The organism is Sphingomonas melonis, assembly GCF_013409985.1.
In the GTDB taxonomy this organism is placed as follows: domain Bacteria; phylum Pseudomonadota; class Alphaproteobacteria; order Sphingomonadales; family Sphingomonadaceae; genus Sphingomonas; species Sphingomonas melonis_A.
This window is the reverse complement of record NZ_JACCBY010000002.1, coordinates 555,289-580,928: the sequence shown is the minus strand read 5'-3', so window position 1 is coordinate 580,928 and position 25,640 is coordinate 555,289. Positions and strand designations below refer to the sequence as shown.

Annotated in this window: 16 protein-coding genes and 2 tRNA genes; 13 read left to right on the top strand and 5 right to left on the bottom strand. The window is 67.3% G+C overall.

Going from position 1 to position 25,640, the window contains the following annotated elements:
- The first annotated feature begins 16 nt into the window (after positions 1-16).
- The 4 genes from HD841_RS09245 (at position 17) to HD841_RS09230 (ending at position 7,118) form a co-directional block, all read left to right on the top strand.
- Positions 17-1,522 carry a TolC family outer membrane protein gene (locus tag HD841_RS09245; protein WP_179508568.1) on the top strand — a complete coding sequence of 502 codons (1,506 nt, stop codon included), beginning with the start codon at positions 17-19 and terminating at the stop codon, positions 1,520-1,522.
- 58 nt (positions 1,523-1,580) lie between these two features.
- Entirely contained in the window at positions 1,581-2,126 is a 546-nt protein-coding gene (locus HD841_RS09240; protein ID WP_257015384.1) for a DUF2497 domain-containing protein, read from the top strand.
- Between the two features lie 209 nt (positions 2,127-2,335).
- Complete coding sequence (locus HD841_RS09235) at positions 2,336-4,372, top strand: S9 family peptidase (protein ID WP_179508566.1); 2,037 nt, start codon at positions 2,336-2,338, stop codon at positions 4,370-4,372.
- Between the two features lie 91 nt (positions 4,373-4,463).
- On the top strand, positions 4,464-7,118 hold the full coding sequence (locus tag HD841_RS09230) for a valine--tRNA ligase (RefSeq protein ID WP_179508565.1): 2,655 nt from the start codon (positions 4,464-4,466) through the stop codon (positions 7,116-7,118).
- A gap of 172 nt (positions 7,119-7,290) precedes the next feature.
- On the opposite strand, the gene HD841_RS09225 is transcribed toward HD841_RS09230, so the two are convergent.
- Entirely contained in the window at positions 7,291-10,221 is a 2,931-nt protein-coding gene (locus HD841_RS09225; RefSeq protein WP_257015383.1) for a glycosyl hydrolase 115 family protein, read from the bottom strand.
- Positions 10,222-10,603: 382 nt separating this feature from the next.
- On the opposite strand from HD841_RS09225, the gene HD841_RS09220 reads away from it, so the two are divergent.
- Entirely contained in the window at positions 10,604-12,685 is a 2,082-nt protein-coding gene (locus HD841_RS09220; protein WP_179508564.1) for a beta-galactosidase, read from the top strand.
- An 82-nt stretch (positions 12,686-12,767) separates the two neighbouring features.
- On the opposite strand, the gene HD841_RS09215 is transcribed toward HD841_RS09220, so the two are convergent.
- Positions 12,768-12,844: transfer RNA gene (locus HD841_RS09215), tRNA-Pro, on the bottom strand.
- 521 nt (positions 12,845-13,365) lie between these two features.
- Here HD841_RS09215 and HD841_RS09210 point away from each other — a divergent pair.
- A complete protein-coding gene (locus tag HD841_RS09210; RefSeq protein ID WP_179508563.1) occupies positions 13,366-16,848 on the top strand; it encodes a TonB-dependent receptor in 3,483 nt (1,160 codons plus the stop codon).
- Between the two features lie 60 nt (positions 16,849-16,908).
- On the opposite strand, the gene HD841_RS09205 is transcribed toward HD841_RS09210, so the two are convergent.
- Both HD841_RS09205 and HD841_RS09200 read right to left on the bottom strand, forming a co-directional pair.
- A tRNA-Thr gene (locus HD841_RS09205) sits at positions 16,909-16,984 on the bottom strand.
- A 32-nt stretch (positions 16,985-17,016) separates the two neighbouring features.
- Complete coding sequence (locus tag HD841_RS09200; RefSeq protein WP_179508562.1) at positions 17,017-18,345, bottom strand: replication-associated recombination protein A; 1,329 nt, start codon at positions 18,343-18,345, stop codon at positions 17,017-17,019.
- Positions 18,346-18,506: 161 nt separating this feature from the next.
- Between HD841_RS09200 and HD841_RS09195 the strand changes: the two genes are divergently transcribed.
- Positions 18,507-19,094: a PadR family transcriptional regulator gene (locus HD841_RS09195; RefSeq protein ID WP_373562991.1), complete on the top strand. Its 588-nt coding sequence runs from the start codon at positions 18,507-18,509 to the stop codon at positions 19,092-19,094.
- Positions 19,091-19,381, top strand: coding sequence for a DUF2218 domain-containing protein (locus HD841_RS09190; RefSeq protein ID WP_179508561.1), 291 nt, complete (start codon positions 19,091-19,093; stop codon positions 19,379-19,381). The genes HD841_RS09195 and HD841_RS09190 overlap by 4 nt, the downstream gene beginning before the upstream one ends.
- Positions 19,382-19,649: 268 nt before the next feature.
- Here HD841_RS09190 and HD841_RS09185 read toward each other — a convergent pair whose 3' ends face one another.
- Positions 19,650-20,795, bottom strand: a complete 1,146-nt coding sequence (locus HD841_RS09185; protein ID WP_179508560.1) for a glycosyltransferase family 4 protein — start codon at positions 20,793-20,795, stop codon at positions 19,650-19,652.
- Between the two features lie 205 nt (positions 20,796-21,000).
- Here HD841_RS09185 and radA point away from each other — a divergent pair, with 205 nt between their 5' ends.
- The 5 genes from radA to HD841_RS09160 all read left to right on the top strand — a co-directional run bounded on the left by radA (position 21,001) and on the right by HD841_RS09160 (position 25,626).
- Positions 21,001-22,371, top strand: coding sequence for a DNA repair protein RadA (radA, locus tag HD841_RS09180; protein WP_179508559.1), 1,371 nt, complete (start codon positions 21,001-21,003; stop codon positions 22,369-22,371).
- A gap of 163 nt (positions 22,372-22,534) precedes the next feature.
- Positions 22,535-23,107: a CvpA family protein gene (locus tag HD841_RS09175; protein ID WP_179508558.1), complete on the top strand. Its 573-nt coding sequence runs from the start codon at positions 22,535-22,537 to the stop codon at positions 23,105-23,107.
- Positions 23,104-23,541 carry an iron-sulfur cluster assembly scaffold protein gene (locus HD841_RS09170; protein WP_179508557.1) on the top strand — a complete coding sequence of 146 codons (438 nt, stop codon included), beginning with the start codon at positions 23,104-23,106 and terminating at the stop codon, positions 23,539-23,541. Before HD841_RS09175 ends, HD841_RS09170 begins: the two co-directional genes overlap by 4 nt.
- Positions 23,534-25,300 (top strand): cation:proton antiporter domain-containing protein, encoded by a 1,767-nt coding sequence (locus HD841_RS09165; RefSeq protein ID WP_179508848.1) that lies wholly within the window; start codon positions 23,534-23,536, stop codon positions 25,298-25,300. Before HD841_RS09170 ends, HD841_RS09165 begins: the two co-directional genes overlap by 8 nt.
- Positions 25,297-25,626, top strand: coding sequence for a DUF423 domain-containing protein (locus HD841_RS09160; protein ID WP_179508556.1), 330 nt, complete (start codon positions 25,297-25,299; stop codon positions 25,624-25,626). The genes HD841_RS09165 and HD841_RS09160 overlap by 4 nt, the downstream gene beginning before the upstream one ends.
- Positions 25,627-25,640 lie beyond the last annotated feature (14 nt).

The window sequence follows — 25,640 nt, the reverse complement described above, 5'->3', positions numbered from 1 at the left end:
AATGATAAACGGGGGGATGATGCGGGGATTGTTGTTGGGAGGCGCGGCGCTGGTGGGGTTAGCCGCGCCGGCGGGGGCGGAGACGCTGCGTGAGGCGCTGGCCAAGGCCTATGCATCCAACCCGACGTTGACCGGCCAGCGCGCCGCCCAGCGCGCCACCGACGAGAATGTGCCGATCGCACGGTCGAACGGCATTCCCGGCGTCAATGCGACCGGCTCGGTCGTCGACAATTTCCTGCAGGCGAACAACAATTTCGCCAATCCCGAGCGGACCGCGTCGGGCGCGCTCAATTTCTCGGTGCCGATCTATCAGGGTGGCGCGGTCAAGAATGCGGTGCGCGCCGCCGAGACCCGCGTCGACGCCGGCCGTGCGACGCTGCGCGGCACCGAGGCGAGCACCTTCACCAATGTCGTCGCGGCCTATATGAACGTGATCCGCGACGAGGCGATTACCTCGCTCAATCAGCAGAACGTGCGCGTGCTCGAAGTGAACCTGCGCGCGAGCCGCGACCGCTTCCAGGTCGGCGACCTGACCCGTACCGACGTCGCGCAATCGGAAGCGCGGCTGGCGCTCGCCCGCGCGCAATTGCAGCAGGCCGAGGCGCAGCTCATTTCCAGTCGCGAGACCTATATCCAGATCGTCGGCACACCGCCGGTCGCCCTGGAAGAGCCGCCGGCGCTGCCCAATCTGCCCAATTCCCCCAATGGCGCGGTGAGCATCGCGCTCAACAACAATCCGAACCTGATCGCGGCGCGGCGGCAGGCGGATGCGACGCGCTATGACGTCAACGTCGCCCGGGCGAATCGCCTGCCGCGGGTGTCGATCGTCGCCGGGCCGAATTACTTCAATTACCTCCAGACGCTGCCGGCCGGGTCGCCGCTGCCCAATTCGGGCACCGCCGCGTCGGCGGGGGTGCAGCTCAACCTGCCGCTGTTCCAGGGCGGACGCCCCGCGGCGCAGGTGCGCCAGGCCGAGGCGTTGCGCGGCCAGTCGCTGGAGAACGTCACCGCCGCCGAGCGTGCGGTGATCGCGCAGGCGCGTTCGGCCTATGCGGTGTGGCAATCGTCGCAGCAGGTGATCGCCTCGTCCGAGACGGCGGTGAACGCCAACAAACTGAGCCTCGAAGGCGTCCGGGCCGAGAACAGCGTCGGCACGCGGACGATCCTCGACATCCTCAATGCCGAGCAGGAATTGCTCAACAGCCAGGTGACCTTGGTGAGCGCGCGGCGCGACGCCTATGTTGCGGGGTTCGCGCTGCTCGCGGCGATGGGCAATGCGGAGGCGCGCGATCTGGGCCTCGATGGCGGCGCGTTGTACGATCCGACCGTCAACTACAAGCGGGTGCGCAACCGGATCAGCGATTACGGCGGCGACGGCGAACCCGCCCCGGTGGCGGCATCGACCGCGCAAACGCCCGCACAAAATGCCGCCGTGGCCAAGCCGAGTGACCCTTTGCTCGATACGCCAGTTGACAGAAGCCCCGCGTTGACGACAGGTGCTGCATCGCCAAGCCGCCAATAATGGCGTCGAAAAAGGTAGGGACGTCAGGATCATGGGGGATATGAGCGCGGAGCCGTCGATGGAAGAGATCCTGTCGTCCATCAAGCGGATCATCGCCGAAGAGGGGGAGGGCACGCAGGCGCGATCGCGCCGGCCGCGCACGCAGCCGCAACCGATCGAATCGGACGCGGTTGAAGTGCTCGAGCTGAGCGATCCGATGCCGTCGTTGCACGCCGCGATCCCCGAACCGCAGCCGCAGCGTCAGCCCCATGTCGAACCGGAGGCGGACGTCGAGTCGGCCCCCGCGCCGCGTCTGCACACCCAGCCGCAATCCGCCCCCACGCCGCAGCCCGCCGCGCAACCGACCCGCGCCGCAGCCGTTCAGCCGTCGATGTCCGAGGAACCGATCCTGTCCCACCAAGCCGCCGCCGCCAGCCTGGGCTCGCTGGAAACGCTGAGCAAGCTGCTCGTCAAGCCAGAGCCCGAGAGCGAAGGCACGCTGGAGGGTCTGGTGCGCGAGATGCTGCGCCCGATGCTGCGCGAATGGCTCGACACGCATCTTCCCGAGATGGTCGAGACGATGGTCGCGCGCGAGATTGCCAAGATCACCTCGCAGATGCGCTGATCCGGCCGCATCATCCCTGCGAGGCGGGGATGATGCGCCTCTCCCGCTTGCGGGGGCAAGGGCTGTGCCCTTCAACCGGCGTGCGTGGTCTAACAAACCCTCGCCCTCGCCTTACGGGAGCGAGAGGGGCATTGGTCACGTCGGGCGGCAGGCGGGTAACCACACACGCCACGTTGCCCCGCGGCGCGCTTCTGCCTAACCTCCGCGCCATGAAAACCCTGTTCGCCGCGAGCCTGCTCGCCACCGTTGCGGCCATGGCCGCTCCCGCCGCTGCCCGTCAGCTTACCATCGACGACGTCACGACGCTCAGCCGCATCGGCGCGCCGACCGTCTCGGCGGACGGCAAGTGGATGGTCTGGGCGCAGCGCGAAACCGACCTCGCCGCCAATCGCGGGCGATACGACCTCTGGCGGCTCGACCTGTCGCGCAAGGGCGCCAAGCCCGAACCCCTGGTCGCCGAACCCGACGTCAACGAGAATGATCCGCAGATCGTCGGCGGCACCGTCTATTTCAGCTCCAACAAGGGCGGCGACGACGCGATCTGGTCGGTGCCCGTCGGCGGTGGCGCACCGCGCAAGCTGACCGGCTTCCAGGGCGGGTTCGGCGGCTTCAAGGTCGCACCGACCGCTGACCGCATCCTCGTCTGGGCCGATCGCAAGCCCAACGCGCCCAGCCTTGCACCCGCGATCGAGAAGAAGGACCCGAATGCCGGCGAAAGCCGCGTCTACGACAAGCTGTTCGTGCGGCACTGGGACACATGGGTCGACGGCAGCCATTCGCAGCTCTTCGTCCTGCCACTGACCGCCGCTGGCGCGCCGGGTGACGGCGTGGCGATCGAACATGGTCTCGACGGCGACACGCCGTCGCGCCCCTTCGGCGGCGGCGAGGAGGTGTCGTGGAGCGCCGATGGCAAGACGGTCTATTTCGCCTTGCGGATCGCCGGCACCACCGAGCCGCTGTCGACCAATCTCGATATCTGGTCGGCGCCGGCGGACGGCTCGGCCGCGCCGGTCAACCTGACCGCGGCGAATCGCGCCACTGATACGCTGCCGACGGTATCGCCTGACGGGCGCAGCCTCGCCTGGGTGGCGATGAAGCGGCCCGGCTTCGAGGCGGACCGTCAGGTGCTGATGCTGCGCGATCTCGCCAGCGGACAGGTGCGCGCGCTGACCGAGAGCTGGGACCGGTCGGCGTCGTCGGTGACCTGGTCGCCCGATTCGAAGCGCATCTACGTCACCGCGCAGGACACGCAGGAGAATCCGCTGTTCGCGGTCGATCCGGCGACCGGCAAGGTGACGCGGCTGACGCAGCAGGGCCATGTCTCGGCGGTGGCGGCGACGGCGAAGGGCGCGGTGATCGCGCTCAACAGCCTGACCGCGCCCGATGATTTCTATGCCGTCGCGGGCAAGGGCAAGCCGGCCCGGCTGACCCAGGTCAACGCCGCCAAACTCGCCGGCATCGACATGCCCAGCGTCACCCGGTTCAGCTTCACCGGCGCCAACAACGACACCGTCTGGGGCTATGCGGTGAAGCCGGCGGGCAGCACCGGCAAGGTGCCGGTCGCCTTCATGGTCCACGGCGGCCCGCAGGGATCGAGCGACAACAGCTGGTCGTATCGGTGGAATCCGGCGGTGTTCGCCGGCGGCGGCTATGGGCTGGTCGCGGTCGATTTCCACGGCAGCACCGGCTACGGCCAGGCATTCACCGACGCGATCAGCAACAATTGGGGTGGCTGGCCGCTCGACGATCTCAAGGCCGGGCTCAAGGCTGCGACCGACAAATTCGGCTGGCTCGACGGCGACCGCGCCTGCGCGCTCGGCGCCTCCTATGGCGGCTATATGATGAACTGGATCGAGGGCCAGTGGCCCGACCGGTTCAAGTGCATCGTCCAGCACGACGGCGTCTTCGACGCGCGCGCCATGGCGTACGAGACCGAGGAACTGTGGTTCGACGAATGGGAACATGGCGGCAAGGCCTATTACGAGGACCCAGCCGCGTTCGAGAAATGGAACCCGGTCAATCACGTCCAGAATTGGAAGACGCCGCAACTCGTCATCACCGGCGAGAAGGACTTCCGCATCCCCTATACGCAGGGGATCGCCGCCTTCACCGCGCTCCAGCGCCGCGGCATTCCGTCGCGGCTGCTGGTCAACCCGAACGAGAACCATTGGGTGCTCAAGCCGAACAACTCCCGGCAATGGTACCGCGAGGTGCTCGGCTGGATGGACCGGTGGACGGGTAAGTAACGGCCGCGCAGGCGCGCCTGCAGACGGGCCTGCAGACGGGCCTGCAGACGGGGAGGTGACGAACCGCCTCCTCCCCGTCTAAAGCGCGGGCATGACCGAGCTTCCCAAGACCTTCGACCCCGCCGCCATCGAGACCCGCTGGTATCAGCATTGGGAGGCGAACGGCCTGTTCCGCCCCGACCGGCCGCATGCCGAGCCGTGGACGATCGTCAATCCGCCGCCCAACGTCACCGGCTCGCTCCACATCGGCCATGCGCTCGACAATACGTTGCAGGACATCCTGACGCGGCATGCGCGGCTCAAGGGCAAGGACGCGCTATGGGTGGTCGGCACCGATCATGCCGGCATCGCCACGCAGATGGTGGTCGAACGGCAGATGGCCGCCAGGGGCGAGAAGCGCACCGACCTCAGCCGCGAGGATTTCGTCGCCAAGGTCTGGGACTGGAAACGGACCAGCGGCGGTGAGATCACCCGCCAGCTGCGCCGGCTCGGCTGTTCGATGGACTGGGCCAACGAGCGGTTCACGATGGACGAGGGCTTCTCGAAAGCCGTGCTCAAGGTGTTCGTCGAACTGCACAGACAGGGGCTGCTCTACCGCGACAAGCGGCTGGTCAACTGGGATCCCGGCCTCGGCACCGCGATCAGCGACCTCGAGGTCGAGACCAAGGAGGTCGCGGGCAAGTTCTGGCATCTGCGCTACCCGCTCGCCGACGGCTCGGGCTTCATCGAGGTGGCGACGACGCGACCCGAGACGATGCTTGCTGACATGGCGGTGGCGGTGAACCCCGAGGATGCGCGCTACACCGCGCTCATTGGGAAGCAGGTCCGGCTGCCGATCACCGGCCGGCTGATCCCGATCGTCGCCGACGAGCATGCCGATCCGCAACTGGGCTCGGGCGCGGTCAAGATCACGCCGGGGCATGACTTCAACGACTTCGAAGTCGGCCGCCGCGCCGGGATCGAGGCGCGCGACATGCTCAACATGCTCGATGCCAAGGCACAGGTCTGCCAGACCGCCGACGGGCTGATCCCCGCCGAGCTGATCGGGCTCGACCGGTTCGCCGCGCGCGCGGCGATCGTCGAGCGGCTGAAGACCGAGGGCGTGCTGATCCCGCACGTCGACAAGGAGGGCGTCGAGCATGACGCCGAACCGCGCACGATCCAGACGCCGTACGGCGACCGGTCCGGCGTGGTGATCGAGCCGTGGCTGACCGACCAATGGTATGTCGACGCCAAGACGCTGGCGCAGCGCCCGATCGAGGCGGTGAAGTCCGGCGCGATCACGATGGTGCCGAAGAGCTGGGAGAAGACCTTCTTCAACTGGATGGACAATATCCAGCCGTGGTGCGTCTCGCGCCAGCTCTGGTGGGGGCATCAGATCCCGGCATGGTTCGACGCCGACGGCAACGCCTATGTTGCCGAGACCGAGGAGGCGGCACAGGCGCAGGCCGGGGCGGGCGTAACGCTGACCCGCGATCCCGACGTGCTCGACACCTGGTTCTCCTCCGCCTTGTGGCCGTTCGCGACGCTCGGCTGGCCGGAGAACGACGACCCGACGCTCGGCGGGCGTTATCCCAATGATGTGCTGATCTCCGGCTTCGACATCCTGTTCTTCTGGGATGCGCGGATGATGATGCAGGGCATGCACTTCATGCAGCAAGTGCCGTTCAAGACCTTGTACCTGCACGGACTCGTCCGCGCCGCCGATGGCGCCAAGATGTCGAAGTCGAAGGGCAACACCGTCGATCCGCTCGGGCTGATCGACACATACGGCGCCGACGCATTGCGCTTCTTCATGGCGGCGATGGAAAGCCAGGGCCGCGACATCAAGATGGATGAGAAGCGCGTCGAGGGCTATCGCAACTTCGCGACCAAGCTGTGGAACGCGGCACGCTTCGCGCAGGCGAACGGCATCGGCGGCGCGACGACGCTGGAGGCGCCCGCGGCGACGCTGGCGGTCAACAAGTGGATCATCGCCGAGACGGTGCGGACGGTCCAGGCGGTCGATCTCGCGCTCGCTGACCATCGCTTCGACGGCGCGGCGAACGCAATCTACCAGTTCGTGTGGAGCCGCTTCTGCGATTGGTACCTCGAGCTGATCAAGGGCGCGATCGACGCGGAGACCAAGGCCGTTGCGGGCTGGGTGTTCGACCAGATCCTGGTGCTGCTCCATCCGTTCATGCCGTTCATCACCGAGGAGCTGTGGCATGCGATGGCGCCGCGGACGCACGACATCATCGTCGCGCACTGGCCGATGGCGGACGCGCGCAGCCTCGATCCCGCCGCCGAGCAGGAGGTCGACTGGCTGATCCGGCTGGTCGGCGAGATCCGCGCAGCGCGGACCGAGCTCAACGTGCCGCCAAGCGTGCGGCTGCCGCTGCACGTGCGCGATGCGGGTGAGGCCACCGAGGCGCGGCTGGCGCGGCAGGCGGCGGTGCTGGCGCGGCTCGCCCGCGTCGAGCGGACGGACGGCGACGTTGCCGGCGGTGCGGCGCAGGTGGTGGTCGACGAGGCGACCTTCGTGTTGCCGCTGGAGGGCGTCATCGACCTCGACGCCGAGCGCGGACGCCTCGCCAAGGCGATCGCGGCGGCCACCAAGGAGCGCGACGCGCTGGCAGGACGGCTCGGCAATCCGAGCTTCGTCGAGCGTGCCAAGCCGGAAGCGGTCGAAAAGGCCAAGGCCGACCACGCCGACAAGGCGGCCGAGGCCGAACGGCTGTCCGCGGCACTGGCGCGTCTGGGTTAGGGGCAGATTCGCGAGGCGATGCAGGCGATGGTGCCGCGCCTCGCGAGAGCCTGAGCAACCAATCGGCGGCGTAGGCGCGGTCGGCGAGCACCACCGCGGCTCACCGGCCCCTTGCCACTGCGGCGTAGGGCAGGCCGTCCTCAACCCCGGACATCAAGAGCCTGCCCGACCGTCAAATTCGGTCCGCCGCTGGCGGGCCGAAATAGCTCGTGTCCGGCTTGCCGTTGGAGATGGCGATGGTCTGCAGCACGATCGTCGGGTCGATCATCGCGATCTTCAACACGTGCCGGCCCGGCCGATCGACGCGCAGCGTGAAGCGCATCGTCCGGGCGTTGTTCGCGGTGTTGACGGCATGTTGCGCGCCGAGGAAGTCCTGCGCCGCGGCATTCTCCGGCGTGAAGACGGTCTGGATCTTGGGCGCCTGATCATCGAGCCCGACGGCGACGCTCAGCTTGCGGCCGGGAATCACCTCCAGCGTCGGCCCGGTCACGAGGTCGAGGCGGTACTCGCCCGATGTGGCGAAATAGACGGGATATTCGAGCTGCGGCGAGCGGGTCGGATCGGCGAAGGATGGTGCGTCGACCGGAAAGACCGACATCGCCGCCGCAACCCGCCCGAAATCGGGGATCGGCTCCCAGCGTACGCCGTTGACCGCGGTCGACTGGGTGAAGGCGGTGACCGGGATCGAGAAGGCGCCCGCCAGCCCGCCGAAGGCGCCACGCGCCTCGCGCTCCTGCTGTGGCGTCGCGCGCAGCGCGGTCAGGCGGACGGTGACGCTCTTGCCTTCGCCCTGGCCCTGGCTCTGGCCTTGCCCCTTGATCGTGATCGTTGCCGCTGTGCGGCCGACTGGCGCCCGTGCCCAGTCGACGTCCACCCAGAAGCGCCGGTCGCGCGGCGAGATGCTGAACGCCTTGTCCTCGCGGAGCGTGATCCATGGCTGATCCGCGGTAATGGTGGTGGGGGCCGGTGCGCTGCCGCGCGGATACACTTCGATCCACGTCGGCCGCCGTGTCACGCTGTCGAGCGTCGGCAGCGTCGGCGGCAGGTAATAGCCTGGCCACGAGCGTCGATCGCCGTCGATGGCGACGCCGAAGCCCGTCTCGCCGCTCAGGTCCAGTTCGGTGACCGGCGGCATGATGTCCTGCTCGGGGGGGTACCAGTCGAAATAGCCGATATGCGTCTGGTCCATCATGTGGTTCCATTTGCCGCCAGCCATGACGTGATTGTAGGTGTCGCGCAGCGCGTGGTCGTAGAGGAAGCGCCGCCGCACTTCCTCCGCCTCGGCCTTGGTGCTGGCGCGCGCCTGCTCGCCGAAGCGCGCGTTCCGGGCCGCGGCGATATACATCAGCGCGGTGTTGGCGCAGGCGCGCACCGGATACAGGACCAGTTGGTAGAAGGCGTCGCGCTGCTCCGGGCGCAGCGCGGCGTTGACCGCATCGGCGCGCCGGATGAGGTCGCTCCACGCATCGCTGACCCGTTCGGCCTCGCGGTAATGTTCGAGGCTGTAGGTGTCGGGGCGTAATTGCTCTGGCTTGGGCTGCGCATTGTATTTGGCGTAGCGCGCGGCGAGATCGGCGATCTCGGCGGCATGCTCCTTGCCGAACTGGCGCTCGGCCCAAGCCCGGGTCCAGTCGGCGATCTTGTCCTTGGCGACGTCCTGCGGGTTCCACGCCATCGCCAGGAAGAATTCGACCGGCAGCTCGAGCGGCTTGAGATCGCCGACATTGGCGATCCACATCTCGTTGGCGCCATATTGATTGGCAAGGTTCATCTGCTCCCAGATCTTGGGCAGCGGATTGGAGTTGATCCATTGGTAGGCGAACGGCCCGCCATGCATATCCATATGGAAATAGATGCCGAAACCGCCGCGACGGCCGCGTTCCGAGGGCAATGGCAGGCGACGCAGATTGCCGACATTGTCGTCGGCGAACATCAGCGTCACGTCGTCGGGCAGCTTCAGCCCGGCGTCGTAATATTTATAGACTTCGGTGAACAGCACCCACACCTGCGGCACCTGCTCGGCCGGGCGGCCCATGCCCTCGGCGATGATCCGGCGCTGGTCGGTGATCACCGTCTCCAGCAGGCGCACGTCGGATTGCAGGTCGCCGGTACTCTCGAGCGCGACGTCGCCGTCGCCGCGCATGCCGATGGTGACGACCACCTCCTTGCCGCGGCTGCGCTCCATCCCCTCGCGGAAGAAGCGCGCCACGCCCTCGCGATTGGTGGCGTAGTTCCACTGGCCATTGCCATAGTCGCGGCGATGGTCGGTCCATTCCTTGTGCGCGCGCATCATCGGCTCGTGATGCGAGGTCCCCATGACGATGCCATATTCGTCCGCCAGCGGCGCATTGGCGGGGTCGTCGACCGCAAAGGCGTTGTTCCACATCGCCGGCCACAGGTAATTGGCGCGCAGCCGCAGCAGCAATTCGAACAGCCGCCCGTAGAAGGCGGCGTTCATGCCGCCGAACTTCTCGGTGGTCCAACCGGACAGGCACGGCGCTTCGTCATTGAGGAAGATGCCGCGGTATTTCACCGCGGGCGAGGCCTGGACGTAGCGGCCGCGGGCGACGCTGAGATGGCTCTGCTGGGTGACAGGAACGTCGGCCCACCAATACCAGGGCGATACGCCGATCATCCGCGACAGATCGTAGATGCCGTAGATCGCGCCGCGCTTGTCGCTGCCGGCGATGACCAGCGCTTCGGCGACGCCGGGCATGGGATTGGCGATCGTCTGCACGACGAAGGATTCCCATTGGCCCCGGATCGTGGCGACATCCAGCTTGCCGGCGGCGACGAGGCCGTCGATCAACGGGCTGTGGCCGATCGTCCCGACGATGATCGCCCGGCCAGACGTGCCGGAGCCGCCATTCAGCACCGTCGCGGCGACGCCGGTGACGCGGCCGATATCCGCGGCGAGATCCGCCGCCGCACGCCGGACGCCGGGCAGATCCTGCGCATCGACGCAGACCGGGACCACCGCGCCGTCGGGCAAGGTGATGTCGAAGCCCTTGCGACGCCGGTCGGCGTGAACCGCGGCGGCGAGCGGCGAGGTCATCAGGCCCGCGGCGATCACGCCGCTCATCATCGTGCGTCTGTTCATCATCGTTCAATACTCCGACAGCGCTGGGACCCCGGCGCTTCGCATCGTGGATTCCGGTGCCGCCGAGCGACTGCCCGATACGGCCGTCGCTTTTTGGCCGCCTGAAAGGCCCGGCGCGGTGCGAGTTGCGAACCGTCCGTCTGGCTTTGCCTGCGTACGTCAGCATTTGCGATGTTAAAATAGGGACTTAAAGTGATTGTCTGAAAAGTGGGACGGCGCCGATCATCGCGGATTGGATCAGCGACCACGCTCCACGCCCTTCGTTTCATTCAAAATTTCGCACGAAACGTGCGACATCGCCTCTGCCGCGCGTCGCTGCCGACCGCGCGGAGGCTGATTGCGAGCCTCAGGAAAGCCGATATAGTCGGACAAAAGGGGGAAGACGATGCGGGTGGGACGATGGATTCTGGGGCTGCCGGCGATGCTGCTGGCATCGGTATCGGCACAGGCGCAGCTGCCCGACACGATCCTCTACGGCGTTGCTTATTATGACGAATATACGCCGGTCGACCGGGTGGACGAAGACGCGAGGCTGATGAAGGCGGCGGGAATCACCGTCGTGCGGATCGCCGAATCGACCTGGGGAACGCTGGAACGCCAGCCGGGCGTGTTCGACTTCAGCCATGTCGACCGGATGCTCGCGGCGATGCACCGGCAGGGCATCAAGGTGATCGTCGGCACGCCGACCTATGCGGTGCCGACCTGGCTGGCGAAACAGCACCCCAATGTGCTGGTCGTCACGCCGCAGGGGCGCGCCGAATATGGCAGGCGGCAGAATATGGACATCACCGATCCCGATTACCGCGCCGCCGCCGAGCGCGTGATCGTCGCGCTGGTCGATCATGTGAGGGACCACCCCGCGGTCATCGGCTATCAACTCGACAGCGAGACCAAGGCCTATGACACCAGCGGTCCCAACGTGCAGGCCGCCTTCGTCGAGACGATGAAGGCCAAATGGCCCAGCCTCGATGCGATGAACAAGGCCTATGGCCTCGATTACTGGAGCAACCGGATCAACCGCTGGGAGGATTTCCCCTCGGTCAACGGCTCGATCAACGCGAGCCTGTCCAACGCCTTCGCCGCCTTCCAGCGCAGCCTGGTGACCGATTTCTTGACATGGCAGGCGAAGCTGGTCCGCGCCCATGCCCGTCCCGGCCAGTTCATGACGCAGAATTTCGATCTCGGCTGGAAGGGGCATAGCTACGGCATCCAGCCCGAGGTCGATCACTGGAAGGCGGCGCGTCCGCTCGATATCGCCGGGATCGACATCTATCATCCCAGCCAGGACAAGCTCACCGGCGCCGAGATCGCCTTTGGCGGCGACGTCACGCGCTCGATGCGCAACGGCCAGAATTATCTCGTGCTCGAAACCGAGGCGCAGGGCTTTCCCAATTGGACGCCTTACCCGGGGCAATTGCGGCTGCAGGCGTTCAGCCACCTCGCTTCGGGCGCGCAGATGGTCGAATATTGGCATTGGGCGACCACCGCCAACGCGATCGAGACCTATTGGCGCGGCCTGCTGTCGCAGGATTATCAGCCCAATGCCGTCTATGCCGAGGCGAAAACGGTCGGCGCCGATCTCAAGCGGATCGGGCCGAAACTGGCGGGCATGACCAAGCGCAACCAGGTCGCGGTCTATGTCAGCAACACCGCGCTGAGTGCCTTCGATTCGTTCAAGCCGAGCGGCGTCGATTACAATCAGGTGCTGCGGCCCTTCTACGATGCGCTGTACCGGATGAACGTCGAGGCCGATATCCTGTCGCCGGATTCGACCGCGAGGCTCGACGATTACAAGCTGATCGTCGTGCCCGCGCTCTACGCGGCGAGCGATGCTGAGATCGCGAGGCTCAACGATTACGCCAAGCGCGGCGGCCACCTGCTCTACACGTTCAAGAGCGGCTTTTCGGACGAGAATACCAAGGTCCGCTACGCCGCCCAGCCCGGCGCGATCGCCGAGGCGGCCGGCGTCACCTACCAGCAATTCACCATTCCGGAGGGCGTATCGCTCGACGGCGATCCGTTCGGCGTCGGCGAGCGCGACAATCAGGCGCGCTGGTGGATGGAGATGCTGACGCCGACCACCGCCAAGGTCGTCGCGCGCTACAAACATCCGTCCTGGCCGGCGAGCGCGGCGATGACGCGCAACACCTGGGGCAGGGGCGAAGTGAGCTATATCGGCTTCATGCCGAGCGACGCGCTGGTCGAGAAGATCGTCGCCGCCGAGGTCGAGCGGGCAGGGGTGACGCCGAGCGTCGCAGGCGTGCGCTTTCCGATCATCGTGCGCGGCGGCCGGCTGAAGAATGGCCATCCGGTGCGCTATGTCTTCAACTATTCCGCGGCGCCGCAACAGCTGGCTGCGCCCGCCGACGGCACCGAACTGCTCCACGACCGCAAGATCACGCGCGGCGCGCCGATCGACCTGGCGCCGTGGGATGTCGCGATCGTCGAGGAGACCGGTGGCCGCTGAGGCTGGGGACGGCGTGTCATCGCATGGGCGGGGGCGAGATGATCGCCCTCGCGCTGGTTCTACAGGCGGCTGAAGCTGGACGTGGTCGGGGAGACAGGATTCGAACCTGCGACATCCTGCTCCCAAAGCAGGCGCGCTACCGGACTGCGCCACTCCCCGACGCCCGAACGCCCTTAGGCGACGCGACGTTCGTAACGCAAGCGATCATGTCGTTCGCGGCATGATCTGATAGATCCAGCGGCGGAACCTAGCGGCGGGTCTCTCGGAATAGTCCGTACGAGATCCTGGCGGCTATCGGTATTTCGATCAAGGTAGCGCCGGCCGGATCGCTTCCCGCGGCCGCGCGGTGCGGTGAAGGCGCGCAGTGATTCCGGGCCCGGGGATCATTCCGTCATGACAAGGGGCGACGACAGGACGCCAGCACGACGACGACTGCGTAATGCGGGTTGCGCGCGTGGTGGCGCTCACAACCATCGGTGGTCACGACAGGCGCGGAGACTGTTAAGGGCCGCGTCCGACAGGGATCATGCCCTACAGTGGCAAGAATATCGCAGTCTTCGGCAAAGCGTTGCACATTGCGACTGGATGGTAACGCAACCATTGCCGGCGCCGGACCGCTCTGCTCTGATCGCCTGCACGGACGGACGCTCTGAAAGCGCTGCCGTATGGGGAGGATCACGATGCGCCATCTTGCGCCGTCGAACGGTATTGCACGTTCTATTGTCTGCCTGTTGCGGGGCGCGTCCGCGACCGCTTTGTGTGTCGCGGCGTTCGCCGGCGCTGCGCAGGCGCAAACCACGCCCGATCAGGAGCCGGCGCAGTCGCCGACCGGTGCGCGGGTCGGCCCCGGCACCGCCGGCACCGCAACGCCGGCCAGCGCCAATACCGGCACCGCCGCAGCGCAATTGCCGGTCAGCGCGACGCCGAGCGCCGATGCGCAGACCGATGCCGGCGCAGAGGCAGGTGACGCCGATATCGTCGTCACCGGCATCCGCCAGAGCCTTGCCAATGCACAGAACATCAAGCGCAACGCCGATACCGTCGTCGACGCGATCACGGCGACGGACATCGGCGCGCTTCCCGATCGCTCGGTCACCGAGGCACTGCAGCGCGTGCCCGGGGTGTCGATCAGCCGCTTCGCCGGTGCCAACGATCCCGACCATTTCTCGGTCGAAGGCGCGGGGGTCAGCGTGCGCGGCCTCAACTTCGTGCGCTCGGAATTCAACGGCCGCGATACCTTTTCCGCCGGGATCGGCGGCCAGGCGATCAACTTCGGCGATGTGCCGGCCGAGTTGCTCGGCTCGGTCGAGGTCTACAAGAATGCCACCGCCGAGCTGATCGAGGGCGGACTGGCGGGCACGGTCAACCTCAACACCCGCAAGCCGTTCGACAGCAGCGGCTTCCATATGGGCGTCGACGCCGAGGCCAATTACGGCGATTTCGAGAAGAAATGGTCGCCCACGGGATCGATCCTGATCAGCAATACGTGGCAGACTCCGCTCGGCAAGTTCGGCCTGCTCGGCGATGTCTCCTATTCGCGCATCCGCAGCCGCGCCGACGGCGTTCAGGTCACCAACTTCCAGACACGCGACAATCAGCTCGCGCTCGCCGCCAATTCCACGACGACGACGGTCTGCCGCAATCCGCTGCCGGGGACGGGTGATACCACGACGCTGCCGGCTTCGGGCGGGTCGGCGACGAGCAATGCCGCCTGTGGCGCCGCCGGCACGCCAGGTGCGGATGGCTTCCTCGGCCCCGCCAGCCTGCGCTATGCGCCGATCGGCGGCCAGTTCCGCACCCAGGATTTCGACCGCGTCCGCCAGGGTCAGGCCTTTTCGGCGCAATGGCAGAGTAATGACGAGAAGACGCTGCTGACCGCGCAATTCCTGCGCACGCACACGACCAGCCGAAGCGATGAACGCACGTTCGAGACGGCACCCGATCTTGCCGAATACAGCACCTATCCGCTCGGTTGCGTGCAGAACGGCAATGGCCCGGCATCGAACGGCAATGCTACGACCCGCGCGGAATGCCCGACCGGCACGACGACCAACTACAATTACGATTCCACCGGCCTGTTCCAGTCGGGCTACATCACGCAGCCCGGCTCCGGCTATCGCGGCGCGTGCAGCGGCTCGGTGGATTGTTTCGTGCCAACTGGCGGGACCCAGCAATCATTGGCGCGCGGCCAGAGTTATGACGAGAATACCGTCAAGGATATCGGCCTCAACCTGAAAACCCAGCTCAGCGACCATCTGTCGGTCAATCTGGACGGCGATTATACGCGCGCCGAGCACAACAACATCGACTTCCGCGTCTTCGGGTCGACGTTCGCGGATTCGGAGCTTGATTTGTCAGGCGATCTGCCGCGTGTCGTGCCGCACAAGCCGACGACGCTCGCGGGCGTGGGCAGCGCGGTCAACCCGGCGCTCGCCGGCGCGTCGGATGCCGACTATTTCCGCGACCCGCGTGTCCAGTTCTGGCGTGCGGCGATGGATCATTTCGAGCAAAGCAGCGGCCGCGAATATGCCTTCAAGGCCGACTTCGACTACAAATTCGATGAAGGCAGCTTCCTCACGCATCTGAAGTTCGGCGCGCGCTATGCGGACCGGGCGCAGGAGGTGCGCTACAGCACCTACAATTGGGGCGCGCTCAGCGAAGTCTGGTCGGGCACGAATCCGGTGTCGTTCGCACAATCCCCGGCGAACACGTCGTTCTACGACTTCCCGAACTTCTTCCGCGGCGCCACGCCGGGGCCGGTCGGCGCCTATTATTACAACGGCAACATGACCGACGGCTATGACGCCACCGTCGGTCGGTTCAAGCAGGTCTCGGCCGCCTGGGCGGCGAACGGCTCCACCGCGACGCCCTGGGCGCCGGCGGGCGAGCGCGCCGGCGTGGTGGCGGGCACCCGCTTCCTGCCGTCCGAGATCCAGCAGGTCTCGCAGCAGGACAAGAACCTCTACGCGCAGCTCAATTTCGCCTCGCCCGGCCCGGTGATCGGGAATGTCCGCATCGCCGGCAACGTCGGCCTGCGCTATGTCGTGTCGGACATCAGCTCGGCCGGCTCGATCGGTGCGCCGACCCGGACGCAGACCGGTACCGACGATCCCTATGGCGTGCGTTGCGTGGCCGTCACGACGACCCAGCCCGATGGCACGGTGACGACGAATACGCCAGGCGGTGCCTGCCGCCTCGGCGAAGCGGGCTACAACACGCTGCGTGACTTTTCGACCGGCATCACCAATGCCGAAGTGGCGCGCAACAATTATGCCTATTGGCTGCCGAGCGCGAACCTCAAGCTCGGCCTGAGCCGGGACGTCGTGCTGCGGTTCGCCGCGTCCAAGGTGATGACCCGGCCGGACCTTTCGAACATCCGCGACTTCCTGACCGTCGGCTTCGACGCCAATGGCGGCCAGCTTACCGCGACGGCGGGCAACCCGTATCTCAAGCCGGCCACCGCTTGGCAGTTCGATGCCACGGTCGAATGGTATTTCGGCCGGGTCGGGCAGCTGTCGATCGACGGTTTCTACAAGTCGATCCGCAACTTCTTCTATCAGTCGCTGACCAACCGCACGATCAACAGCAACGGTATTACACAGACGGTGCAGGTCCGCGGTCCCGCCAATTACGAGGGCACGGGCAAGGTGAAGGGCGTCGAGGTCTCCTATCAGCAGACGTTCGACTTCCTGCCGTGGATATTCAACGGCCTGGGCGCGAACCTCAACTATTCCTATATCGAAAGCGCCGGCCTGCCCAATTCGTTCCTGAACGGCGGGGCGCCGTCGGGCACGTCGAACATCACGCCCGGCAGCCTGCCGCTGGAAGGTTTGTCGAAGCACAACGCCAATGCCACGGTCTTCTATGAAAAGGGTCCGGTGTCGCTGCGCGCCGCCTACAATTGGCGTTCCAAATATCTGCTGACGGCGGCAGACGTGATCTTCCCCTATACGTCGATCTATCAGTCGGCGGGCGGGCAGCTCGACGCATCGGCGTTCATCAACGTCAACAAATACGTCAAGATCGGCGTGCAGGGGGTGAATCTCGCCAATCAGGTCGTCAAGACCGAGCAGGCGTATATCAGCGGCTCCAACGCCACGGCGCCACGTTCCTACTTCGTCAACGACCGCCGCTTCTCGTTCATCGTGCGCGGAAACTTCTGACCATGGGTCTGGCGGCCGGTCTCGGCCGGCCGTCGGAACGCTCTTGGCGATGCCGGGGAATGGTGCCGGTTGCAGGAATCGAACCCGCGACCTTCGGTTTACAAAACCGCTGCTCTACCAGCTGAGCTAAACCGGCAATCGGCGCACTCCATGGATCAAGAGCCGCGGCTAGTCCAGAGGGCTTTGCCGCTGCCGGCGCAGCGCATCCCAATGCGCCAGCCGCTCCTGCAACCGCGCCTCGAAACCGCGGCCGCTCGGCTCGTAATAGGTCTGCGGGGTTAGTTCGTCGGGCCAGTAATTGGCGCCCGAAAAGGCATCGTCGGCGTCATGGTCATAGGCATAGTCCGCGCCATAGCCGATCTGCTTCATCAGCTTGGTCGGCGCGTTGAGGATGTTGGCGGGCGGCATCAGCGAGCCCGTCTCCTTGGCGCTGCGCCACGCCTTCTTCTGCGCCATATAGGCTGCGTTGGATTTGGGGGCGGTCGCGAGATAGAGGCAGGCCTGCGCGATCGCCAGTTCGCCCTCGGGCGAGCCGAGGAAGTCGTAGGTGTCCTTGGCCGCGATACACTGGACCAGCGCCTGCGGGTCGGCGAGGCCGATATCCTCGACCGCGGCGCGGGTCAGGCGGCGCAGCAGGTAGAGCGGCTCCTCGCCCGCGGTGAGCATGCGCGCGAGATAGTAGAGCGCGGCCTGCGGGTCCGAGCCGCGGATGCTTTTGTGGAGCGCGCTGATGAGGTTGTAATGGCCCTCGCGATCCTTGTCGTAGACCGCGACGCGGCGCTGGAGGAAGTTCGACAGGCCGGCAGGGTCGAGTGGCGCATCGAGGTTGACCGAGAAGAGCGTCTCCGCCTGGTTGAGCAGGAAGCGGCCATCCCCATCGGCGCTGGCGAGCAGCGCGTCGCGTGCCGGCGGGGTGAGGGGGAGCGGGCGGCCTTCCGCGGCCTCGGCGCGATCGAGCAATTTGCCGAGTGCGGTGGCGCCGAGCCGGTGGAGGATCAGCACCTGCGCGCGGCTGAGCACGGCGGCGTTGAGCTCGAACGACGGATTCTCCGTCGTCGCGCCGACGAGGATCACGGTACCGTCCTCGACGAAGGGGAGGAAGCCGTCCTGCTGCGCGCGATTGAAGCGATGGATCTCGTCGACGAACAGGAGCGTGCGCTTGCCGATACGGGCATGGTCGCGCGCCTCGGCAAAGGCCTTCTTGAGTTCGGCGACGCCCGAGAAGACCGCCGATATGGCGACGAAGCGCAGGTCGACCGCGGCGGCGAGCAGCCGCGCGATCGTCGTCTTGCCGGTGCCGGGCGGGCCCCACAGGATCATCGAGGAGAGACGGCCAGCGGCGACCATGCGGCCGATCGCGCCGTCGGGACCGGTGAGATGCTCCTGACCGACGACGTCCGCCAGCTGGCGCGGGCGCAGCCGGTCGGCGAGGGGGGCGTCGGCGCTCGGCGCGTCGGGGGTCGGCTCCGGTTCCAGGCCGGTGAGCAGGTCTGCCATGGCGTCGAGATAGGCGGGCGGGGCGGGGGCGTCACCCCCTGCCGCGTTACACCGCTGCTACACCGGATTGAGGAACAGCATCAAAATATATCTTGAAAGGATCTTGCGTCTCCCCTCTGAAGATATATCTTCGCTGCATCGTGATAGCAGAAGGAATGACGATGTTTGGACATATGCATGGCCACGGTGGACGGGGCTGCGGGCCGCGGGGCGGTCACGATCGCTGGGACCGGTTCGCGACGGATTTCGCGGCCAAATGGAACGAGGCGCAGCGCGGCGGCGGCCGGCGGCGGATGTTCGACGGCGCCGAACTGCGGCTGGTGCTGCTCAAGATGATCGCCGACGAGCCGCGCCACGGCTACGAGCTGATCAAGGCGATCGAGGATCTGACCGGCGGCGCCTATGCGCCGTCGCCCGGGATGGTCTATCCGGCGCTGACGATGCTCGCCGAGATGGAGCTGATCGCCGAGCAGCCGTCGGAAACGGCGCGCAAGCGCTTCGTCGTGACCGCGGCGGGCGAGGCGCATCTCGCCGAACATGCCGACGAGGTCGCGATGCTGATGGCCCGGCTGGCCGAGGTGGGCGCACACCGCGCCCGGCACGATCGCGCGCCGATCCGACGGGCGATGCGCAACCTGCGCGACGTGGTGATGCACCGGGTCGAGACGGGCGATCTGTCCGACGATGCGGTGCATGAGGTCGCGGCGCTGATCGACGAGGTGGCGCAGAAAATCGAGCGGCTGAAGTGAGCGTCTCGGTCGCACGCGTGCCGACGGGGTCGGCGAGCCGCTACCTCCAGCAACTGGCGAAACATTGGAGCCACAAGATGGAGGTGCACTTCACCGCGGAAGCCGGAACGATCGCCTTCCCCAACGGATCGCGGCTGGAGATGAAGGCGGACAGCGAGACGCTCGATCTGGTGCTGAGCGTGCCGGAGGGGGAGGACATGGCGCGGATGCGCGAGGTGGTGGCAAGCCATCTCGACCGGTTCGCGTTCCGCGAGGCGCCGCTGACGTTCGACTGGCGCGCGGGGTAGGCTGGCGAGGCCGCTTACGTCGTGATGTTTCGTCGCGGGGCGTGGCTTGCGCGGGGGGCAGATCAGGGGGGTGCCATCGCCCCTCTTCGTCCTCCGCGCCAAGGCGGCGATGCCTAAGCAGCGACGGTCCTGCGTCCTGCGGGGCCGTGCTGGTGTGGATTGCCGCCTCGCGAGGGGTGACAATCTCGGGCCTAGGCCGGATCGACATACAAGCTTTGAAGAAAACTCCTCCCCCTGGCGGGGAGGAATCGATGAACGTCGATCCCGCCTACGGGCGGCGCACGAGTTCGAGATAGGTATCCAATACCGTCTGGTTTGCGGTGTCCCAGCGATATCGCGCGACACTGGCAACGCCGGCGGCGCCCATCCGCGTCTTGAGGCCGGGCTCGGTGACGATGCGCTCGATCGCATCGGCGTAACCGCGGATGTCGGTGGGCTCGACGAGGAAGCCGGTGACGCCATCGTCGACCAGATCGACCGCGCCGGTGGCCCGCGCCGCGACCACCGGCACGCCGGCGGCCATCGCCTCGGTCGTGACGTTGCCGAAGGTTTCGGTGATCGAGGGGTTGAAGAACACGTCCAGCGAGGCGACCGCACGGCCGAGATCGTCGCCCGACTGGAAGCCTGCGAAAATCGCGCCCGGCGCCTGTTCGGCGAACCAGTCCTGCGCGGGCCCCTTGCCGATCACCAACACCTTGTGCGGGACGCCGCGGCGGGTGAGGTCCTTGACCACCTCGGCAAAGACGTCGAGCCCCTTTTCCTTCACCAGCCGGCCGAGGAAGCCAACGACCATCTCGTCGTCGGCGATGCCGAGCCCGCGGCGCCAGGCGAGGCTGCGCCGCTCCGGAACGAAGCGTGCATGATCGATGCCACGCGACCAGATGGTGATCGGTGTGGTCACGCCCCACTCGCGCAACAGCGCGCCCATACTCGGGCTCGGCGGCATGACGCGGTCGACGCGATTGTAGAAGCGCGTCATCAGCGCCTTGATCCACGGTTCGACGAAGCCGATCCGATAATAGCGGAAATAGGTCTCGAAGCGGGTGTGGAAGGACGAGACGCTGGGGATGCGGTTGCGGCGCGCCCAGGTGACCGCGCCATGATTGAGCAGGTCGGGGGCGGAGACGTGGACGAGGTTGGGGGCGAACGCCTCCAGGTCGGCGCGCGTCTTGCGCGGCAGATAGCGGCCGAGCAGATATTCCGCCCGCCCCCCCGGCATCGGGATCGCCGGCACCGAGACGAGGTCGCCGACCGGCGGGAAGGCGGGCGGATCGATCGTCGGCGAATAGATGCGCACGGTCGCGCCGCGCTCAAGAAGGTAGCCGACGAGCAGGTTCAGCGCCTGGTTGGCACCATCGCGCGTGTAATTGTAGTTGCCGCTGAACAGCGCGACACGAAGATCAGACGGTTGCATGCTGCCGCCGGCCATAGCGGCGTGATTGCGGCGTGACTATGTCGCTGGATGACGTTGGCCATGACGTTGGCCGGCGTCGTGCTTGGCGCGGGCCGCGTTCGTGGCGGTTGCGGCGTGCCACTTTCGAGGGCGGGCAGGACGGCTGGCAGCCGCCTTTGCCGGAAATCTGTTCCCTTCCCGTTCTCGTGCCGCTACATCAGGTGACATGGCGAAACCGCAGAAACGATATGTGTGCCAGGCGTGCGGATCGGTGTCGCATCGCTGGGCGGGGCAATGTGGCGATTGCGCCGAATGGAACACGCTGGTCGAGGAGGCGGCGGCGGCCGTCACCCCGTTCCAGGCGAAGCATGACCTGCGCACCGGCGGGCGATCGTTCCAGCTCGTCGGGCTGGATGCCGATATCGTGCTGCCGGAACGGATGGCGACGGGCATTGCCGAGCTCGACCGGGCGCTCGGCGGCGGCTTCGTCGAGGGGTCGGCGACGCTGATCGGCGGCGATCCCGGCATCGGCAAGTCGACCTTGCTGTTGCAGGCCGCCGCCAAGCTGGCGCTGGCCGGCAGGAGCGTCGCCTATGTCTCGGGCGAGGAGGCGACCGATCAGGTGCGGCTGCGCGCCCGGCGGCTGGGGATCGGCCATGCCCCGGTGCAACTGGCGGCGGCGACCTCGACGCGCGACATCCTGACGACGCTGTCGATGGGGCCGCCGCCGGCGCTGCTCGTGATCGATTCGATCCAGACGATGCATTCCGACCTGATCGAGGGCGCGCCCGGCACGGTCAGCCAGGTCCGCGCGTCGAGCCAGGAGCTGATCCGCTTCGCCAAGGAGCGCGGCACCGCGCTGGTGCTGGTCGGGCACGTCACCAAGGACGGATCGATCGCTGGCCCGCGCGTGCTCGAACATATGGTCGACACGGTGCTGGCGTTCGAGGGCGAGCGCAGCCATCAATATCGCATCCTGCGCGCGATCAAGAACCGCTTCGGCGGCACCGACGAGATCGGCGTCTTCGCGATGCAGAGCGAGGGGCTCGCGGAGGTGTCGAACCCGTCGGCGCTGTTCCTGACCCAGCGCGACGAGAGCGTGACGGGGACGACGGTGTTCCCGGCGCTGGAGGGGACGCGGCCGGTGCTGGTCGAGATCCAGGCGCTCGTCGTGCGCCTGGCGAGCGGGGCGACGCCGCGACGGGCGGTGGTCGGCTGGGACAGCGGACGGCTGGCGATGATCCTCGCGGTGCTCGAGGCGCGCTGCGGGCTGAGCTTCTCCAACGCCGAAGTCTATCTCAACATCGCCGGCGGGTATCGGGTGCAGGACCCGGCGGCGGACATGGCGGTGGCGGCAGCGCTGGTCTCGGCGCTGTCGGAACGGCCGGTGCCGATCGACGCGGTGGCGTTCGGCGAGGTCGCGCTGTCGGGCGAGATCCGGCCGGTCGCGCATGGCGCGCTACGGCTGAAGGAGGCCGGCAAGCTCGGCTTCGAACGCGCGCTGGTGCCCGCCGCCGTGGCGAAGGAGGACAGCGCGCTCCGGATGACCGGCTTCCGGACGCTCGGCGAGTTCGTGGATCATATGCTGGGGCGGTGACGGGGGCTCGTCGCCCGGTCGCTTCGTCCTGATCTTTTCTTGTCGTCATCCCGACGAAATCCGGGATGACGCGGTTGGGGGTGGACTGACGGCAGGGGGGGAAGGGCAGTCCTCGGCCACCAGGGACTAGCGTCACCGCCTGTGCGCCCCTATTCCCTCTGACATGGCGCTGACCGCTCTCGACATCATCGTACTCATCACCGTGCTGGGCGCGGCGCTGCTCGGCCTCAAGCGCGGCTTCGTCACCGAGGTGCTGTCGCTGTTCGCCTGGGTGGCGATCGTCGCGATGCTCAAGCTGTTCCACGTCACGCTCGCCGCGAAGCTCGCCGGCACGATCGGCACCGCATCGGGCGCGGCGGTGGCGGCCTTCGTGGTGATCGCCGGCGGCACCTATATCGGCGGCAAGCTCGTCGCCAACGCGATCGGCAAGCGGACGCGCCAGTCGATCCTGGGGCCGATCGATCGTGCACTCGGCTTCGGCTTCGGCGCGCTCAAGGGGCTGATCATCGCCAGCCTCGGCTTTCTCGTCGCGGCGCTGCTGGTCGATACCGCGCGCGGCGGCCCGGCGCAGCGGCCCGAATGGATGACGCATTCGCGCTGCTACAACCTGCTCAACGCGACCAGCGCAGGGATCGCGGATTTCGTCGATCGCCGGCGCCGCGGCCTACCGGTGTTCGGCTCGCGCCAGAGTCTCCGACCCGAGACCGCCTCCGATAATGCGAGCAGCCCACGATGAATGCGCCTCTCTACAATGCCGACATCCTGCGGCTGGCCGCGTCGATCCCGCATCATGCACGGCTCGATCATGCTCAGGCGACGGCGGAGAAACGCTCGCCGATCTGCGGCAGCCGGGTGACGGTGGACGTCGGCATCGGTGACGACGGACGGGTCAGCGAGGTCGGCATGCTGGTGCGCGCCTGCGCACTGGGGCAGGCGTCGTCGTCGCTGCTCGCACGCGAGATCCTGGGCAAGACGCCCGAAGACCTGGCGGCGGCGCGCGACGCGCTGACCGCATGGCTCGCACGCACGGGCGACATGCCCGACTGGCCGGGGCTGGAGGTGTTCACGCCGGCGCTCGATTATACCGCGCGGCATCCGTCCATCCGGCTGGCGTTCGAGGCGGCCGCCGAGGCGGCATTCGCGGCGCGCGAGGCGCATGCCCATGCATGAGGCGGCGGGCGGCGCGTCGATGCTGCGCGACGGAGTCATCCTGCTCGGCTTCGCCCTCGGCTTCGTGCTGCTGTTCCGGCGGCTCGGCCTGGGTGCGACGCTGGGCTTCCTGATCGCCGGCGCGGTGGTCGGGCCGCATCTGCTCGGCCTGGTCGGCGACGCCGAGTCGAAGATCGGGGTCGCCGAACTCGGCATCACCCTGCTGCTGTTCATCGTCGGGCTGGAGCTGAACCCGACGCGCTTGTGGCGGATGAAGCACGAGATTTTCGGGCTCGGCCTGATTCAGGTGGTGGCGTGCGGATTGGCGATCACCGCGGTCGTATGGGGCTTTGCGCATTTCTCGCCGACTGCCGCGCTCGCGCTCGGGTTGCCGCTGGCGCTGTCGTCGACCGCGCAGGTGCTGCCCCTGCTGCAATCGTCGGGGCGCCTGCGCACGCCGTTCGGCGAACGCGCCTTTTCGATCCTGCTGTTCCAGGATCTCTCGATCGTGCCGCTGATCACGATCGTCGCGGCGATGAGCCGCAACCCCGCCGATGCCGGTGGGCCGCCCGGCTGGCTGCTCGCGCTCTACACGGTCGGCGCGGTGGTCGGGCTGGTGCTGGCCGGGCGTTTCCTGCTGCGGCCGCTGTTCCGGCTGATCGGCAATCTCGGCGAGCGCGAGATGTTCGTGTTCGCCGCGCTGTTCACCGTCATCGCCAGCGCCGCGGTGATGGAATCGCTCGGCCTGTCGACCGCGCTCGGCGCGTTCATCGCCGGCGTGATGCTGGCGGACAGCCCGTATCGGCACGAGCTGGAGGCGGATGTCGAGCCGTTCCGCTCGATCCTGCTCGGCCTGTTCTTCCTCGCGGTCGGCATGATGCTCGACCTGCATGCGATCGCCGAGCGGCCGCTGTTCGTCGCCAGCATGGCGCTGGCGCTGATCGCGACCAAGACCGCGGTGATCATGGGCATCGGCCTTGCCTTCAAGATGACGTGGCGCAGCGCACTGGCGCTCGGCGTGCTGCTCAGCCAGGGCGGCGAGTTCGGCTTCGTGCTGTTCGCGCAGGCGCAGCAGGGGCTGCTCGTCGCGCCGGAGGCGGCGAGCCTGTTCGGCGCGATCATCACCGTATCGATGGCGACGACGCCGTTTCTGATGGGCGCGACCCGCCGCTTCCGCGAGGAGCCGGTGGCGAAGGATCAGTCGCGCGACGGGCCCAAGGCGGATGGCGCCAATGCGATCATCGTCGGCTATGGGCGCTTCGGGCAGACCGTCGGGCAGATGCTGCTCGCGCAGAAGATCCCGGTGACGCTGATCGACCACGACATCGAGATGATCGATATCGCCGGCGAGTTCGGCGCCAAGGTCTACTACGGCGACGGCACGCGGCTCGACCTGCTGCGGCAGGCGGGCGCGGCGGAGGCGGAGCTGATCCTGTTCTGCATCGACGGCGATCAGATCCAGCCGGATACGCTGGAGGGCGTGCACGAGGCCTTTCCCAACGCAGCCATCTACGTGCGCGCGTTCGACCGGCGGGCGCTGGTCAAGCTCAAGAAGGCCTCGGGCGTGTTCGTCGTGCGCGAGGTGCTCGAATCGGCGGTGAAGATGGCGCGAGTCGCGATGCGCGACCTCGGTATCGCCGGTGCCGAGATCGACCGCGCCGAGGAGACCTATCGCGCGCGCGACAAGGAACGGCTGCGCATCCAGATCGAGGCGGGCGATATCCGCGCGGCGCGATCGCTCGTCGCCGAGCAGCAGCCCTGGGGGAATGATCCGCGATGATGGTAGCGATACTGGCGGCGCTGTCGGGGGCGATCGCGGTGGCGGCGGGGGCGTTCGGCGCGCACGGCGCGAGCGGGCCCGCGGTCGACTGGCTCAAGACCGGCGGCCATTACCAGCTGGTCCATGCGGTGGCGGCGCTGGTCGCGCTGCGCGTGGAGGCGCGCGGGCCGGCGTGGCTGTTCGTCGCTGGCGGCGCGGTGTTCGCAGGGACCCTGTACCTGATGGCGCTCGGCGCACCGCGCTGGCTCGGCGCGGTCACGCCGATCGGCGGCGCGCTGCTGATCGGCGGATGGCTGTGGCTGGCCTGGTCGCTGCGCGGGGGGTGAGGGCCGGGGGCTTG

Bases quoted from the DNA above. Each gene is read 5' to 3' on its own strand.
- HD841_RS09245 (WP_179508568.1), top strand. From the start codon at position 17: ATGATGCGGGGATTGTTGTTGGGAGGCGCGGCGCTGGTGGGGTTAGCC.
- HD841_RS09240 (WP_257015384.1), top strand. From the start codon at position 1,581: ATGGAAGAGATCCTGTCGTCCATCAAGCGGATCATCGCCGAAGAGGGG.
- HD841_RS09235 (WP_179508566.1), top strand. From the start codon at position 2,336: ATGAAAACCCTGTTCGCCGCGAGCCTGCTCGCCACCGTTGCGGCCATG.
- HD841_RS09230 (WP_179508565.1), top strand. From the start codon at position 4,464: ATGACCGAGCTTCCCAAGACCTTCGACCCCGCCGCCATCGAGACCCGC.
- HD841_RS09225 (WP_257015383.1), bottom strand. From the start codon at position 10,221: ATGATGAACAGACGCACGATGATGAGCGGCGTGATCGCCGCGGGCCTG.
- HD841_RS09220 (WP_179508564.1), top strand. From the start codon at position 10,604: ATGCGGGTGGGACGATGGATTCTGGGGCTGCCGGCGATGCTGCTGGCA.
- HD841_RS09210 (WP_179508563.1), top strand. From the start codon at position 13,366: ATGCGCCATCTTGCGCCGTCGAACGGTATTGCACGTTCTATTGTCTGC.
- HD841_RS09200 (WP_179508562.1), bottom strand. From the start codon at position 18,345: ATGGCAGACCTGCTCACCGGCCTGGAACCGGAGCCGACCCCCGACGCG.
- HD841_RS09195 (WP_373562991.1), top strand. From the start codon at position 18,507: ATGTTTGGACATATGCATGGCCACGGTGGACGGGGCTGCGGGCCGCGG.
- HD841_RS09185 (WP_179508560.1), bottom strand. From the start codon at position 20,795: ATGCAACCGTCTGATCTTCGTGTCGCGCTGTTCAGCGGCAACTACAAT.
- radA (WP_179508559.1), top strand. From the start codon at position 21,001: ATGGCGAAACCGCAGAAACGATATGTGTGCCAGGCGTGCGGATCGGTG.
- HD841_RS09175 (WP_179508558.1), top strand. From the start codon at position 22,535: ATGGCGCTGACCGCTCTCGACATCATCGTACTCATCACCGTGCTGGGC.
- HD841_RS09170 (WP_179508557.1), top strand. From the start codon at position 23,104: ATGAATGCGCCTCTCTACAATGCCGACATCCTGCGGCTGGCCGCGTCG.
- HD841_RS09165 (WP_179508848.1), top strand. From the start codon at position 23,534: ATGCATGAGGCGGCGGGCGGCGCGTCGATGCTGCGCGACGGAGTCATC.
- HD841_RS09160 (WP_179508556.1), top strand. From the start codon at position 25,297: ATGATGGTAGCGATACTGGCGGCGCTGTCGGGGGCGATCGCGGTGGCG.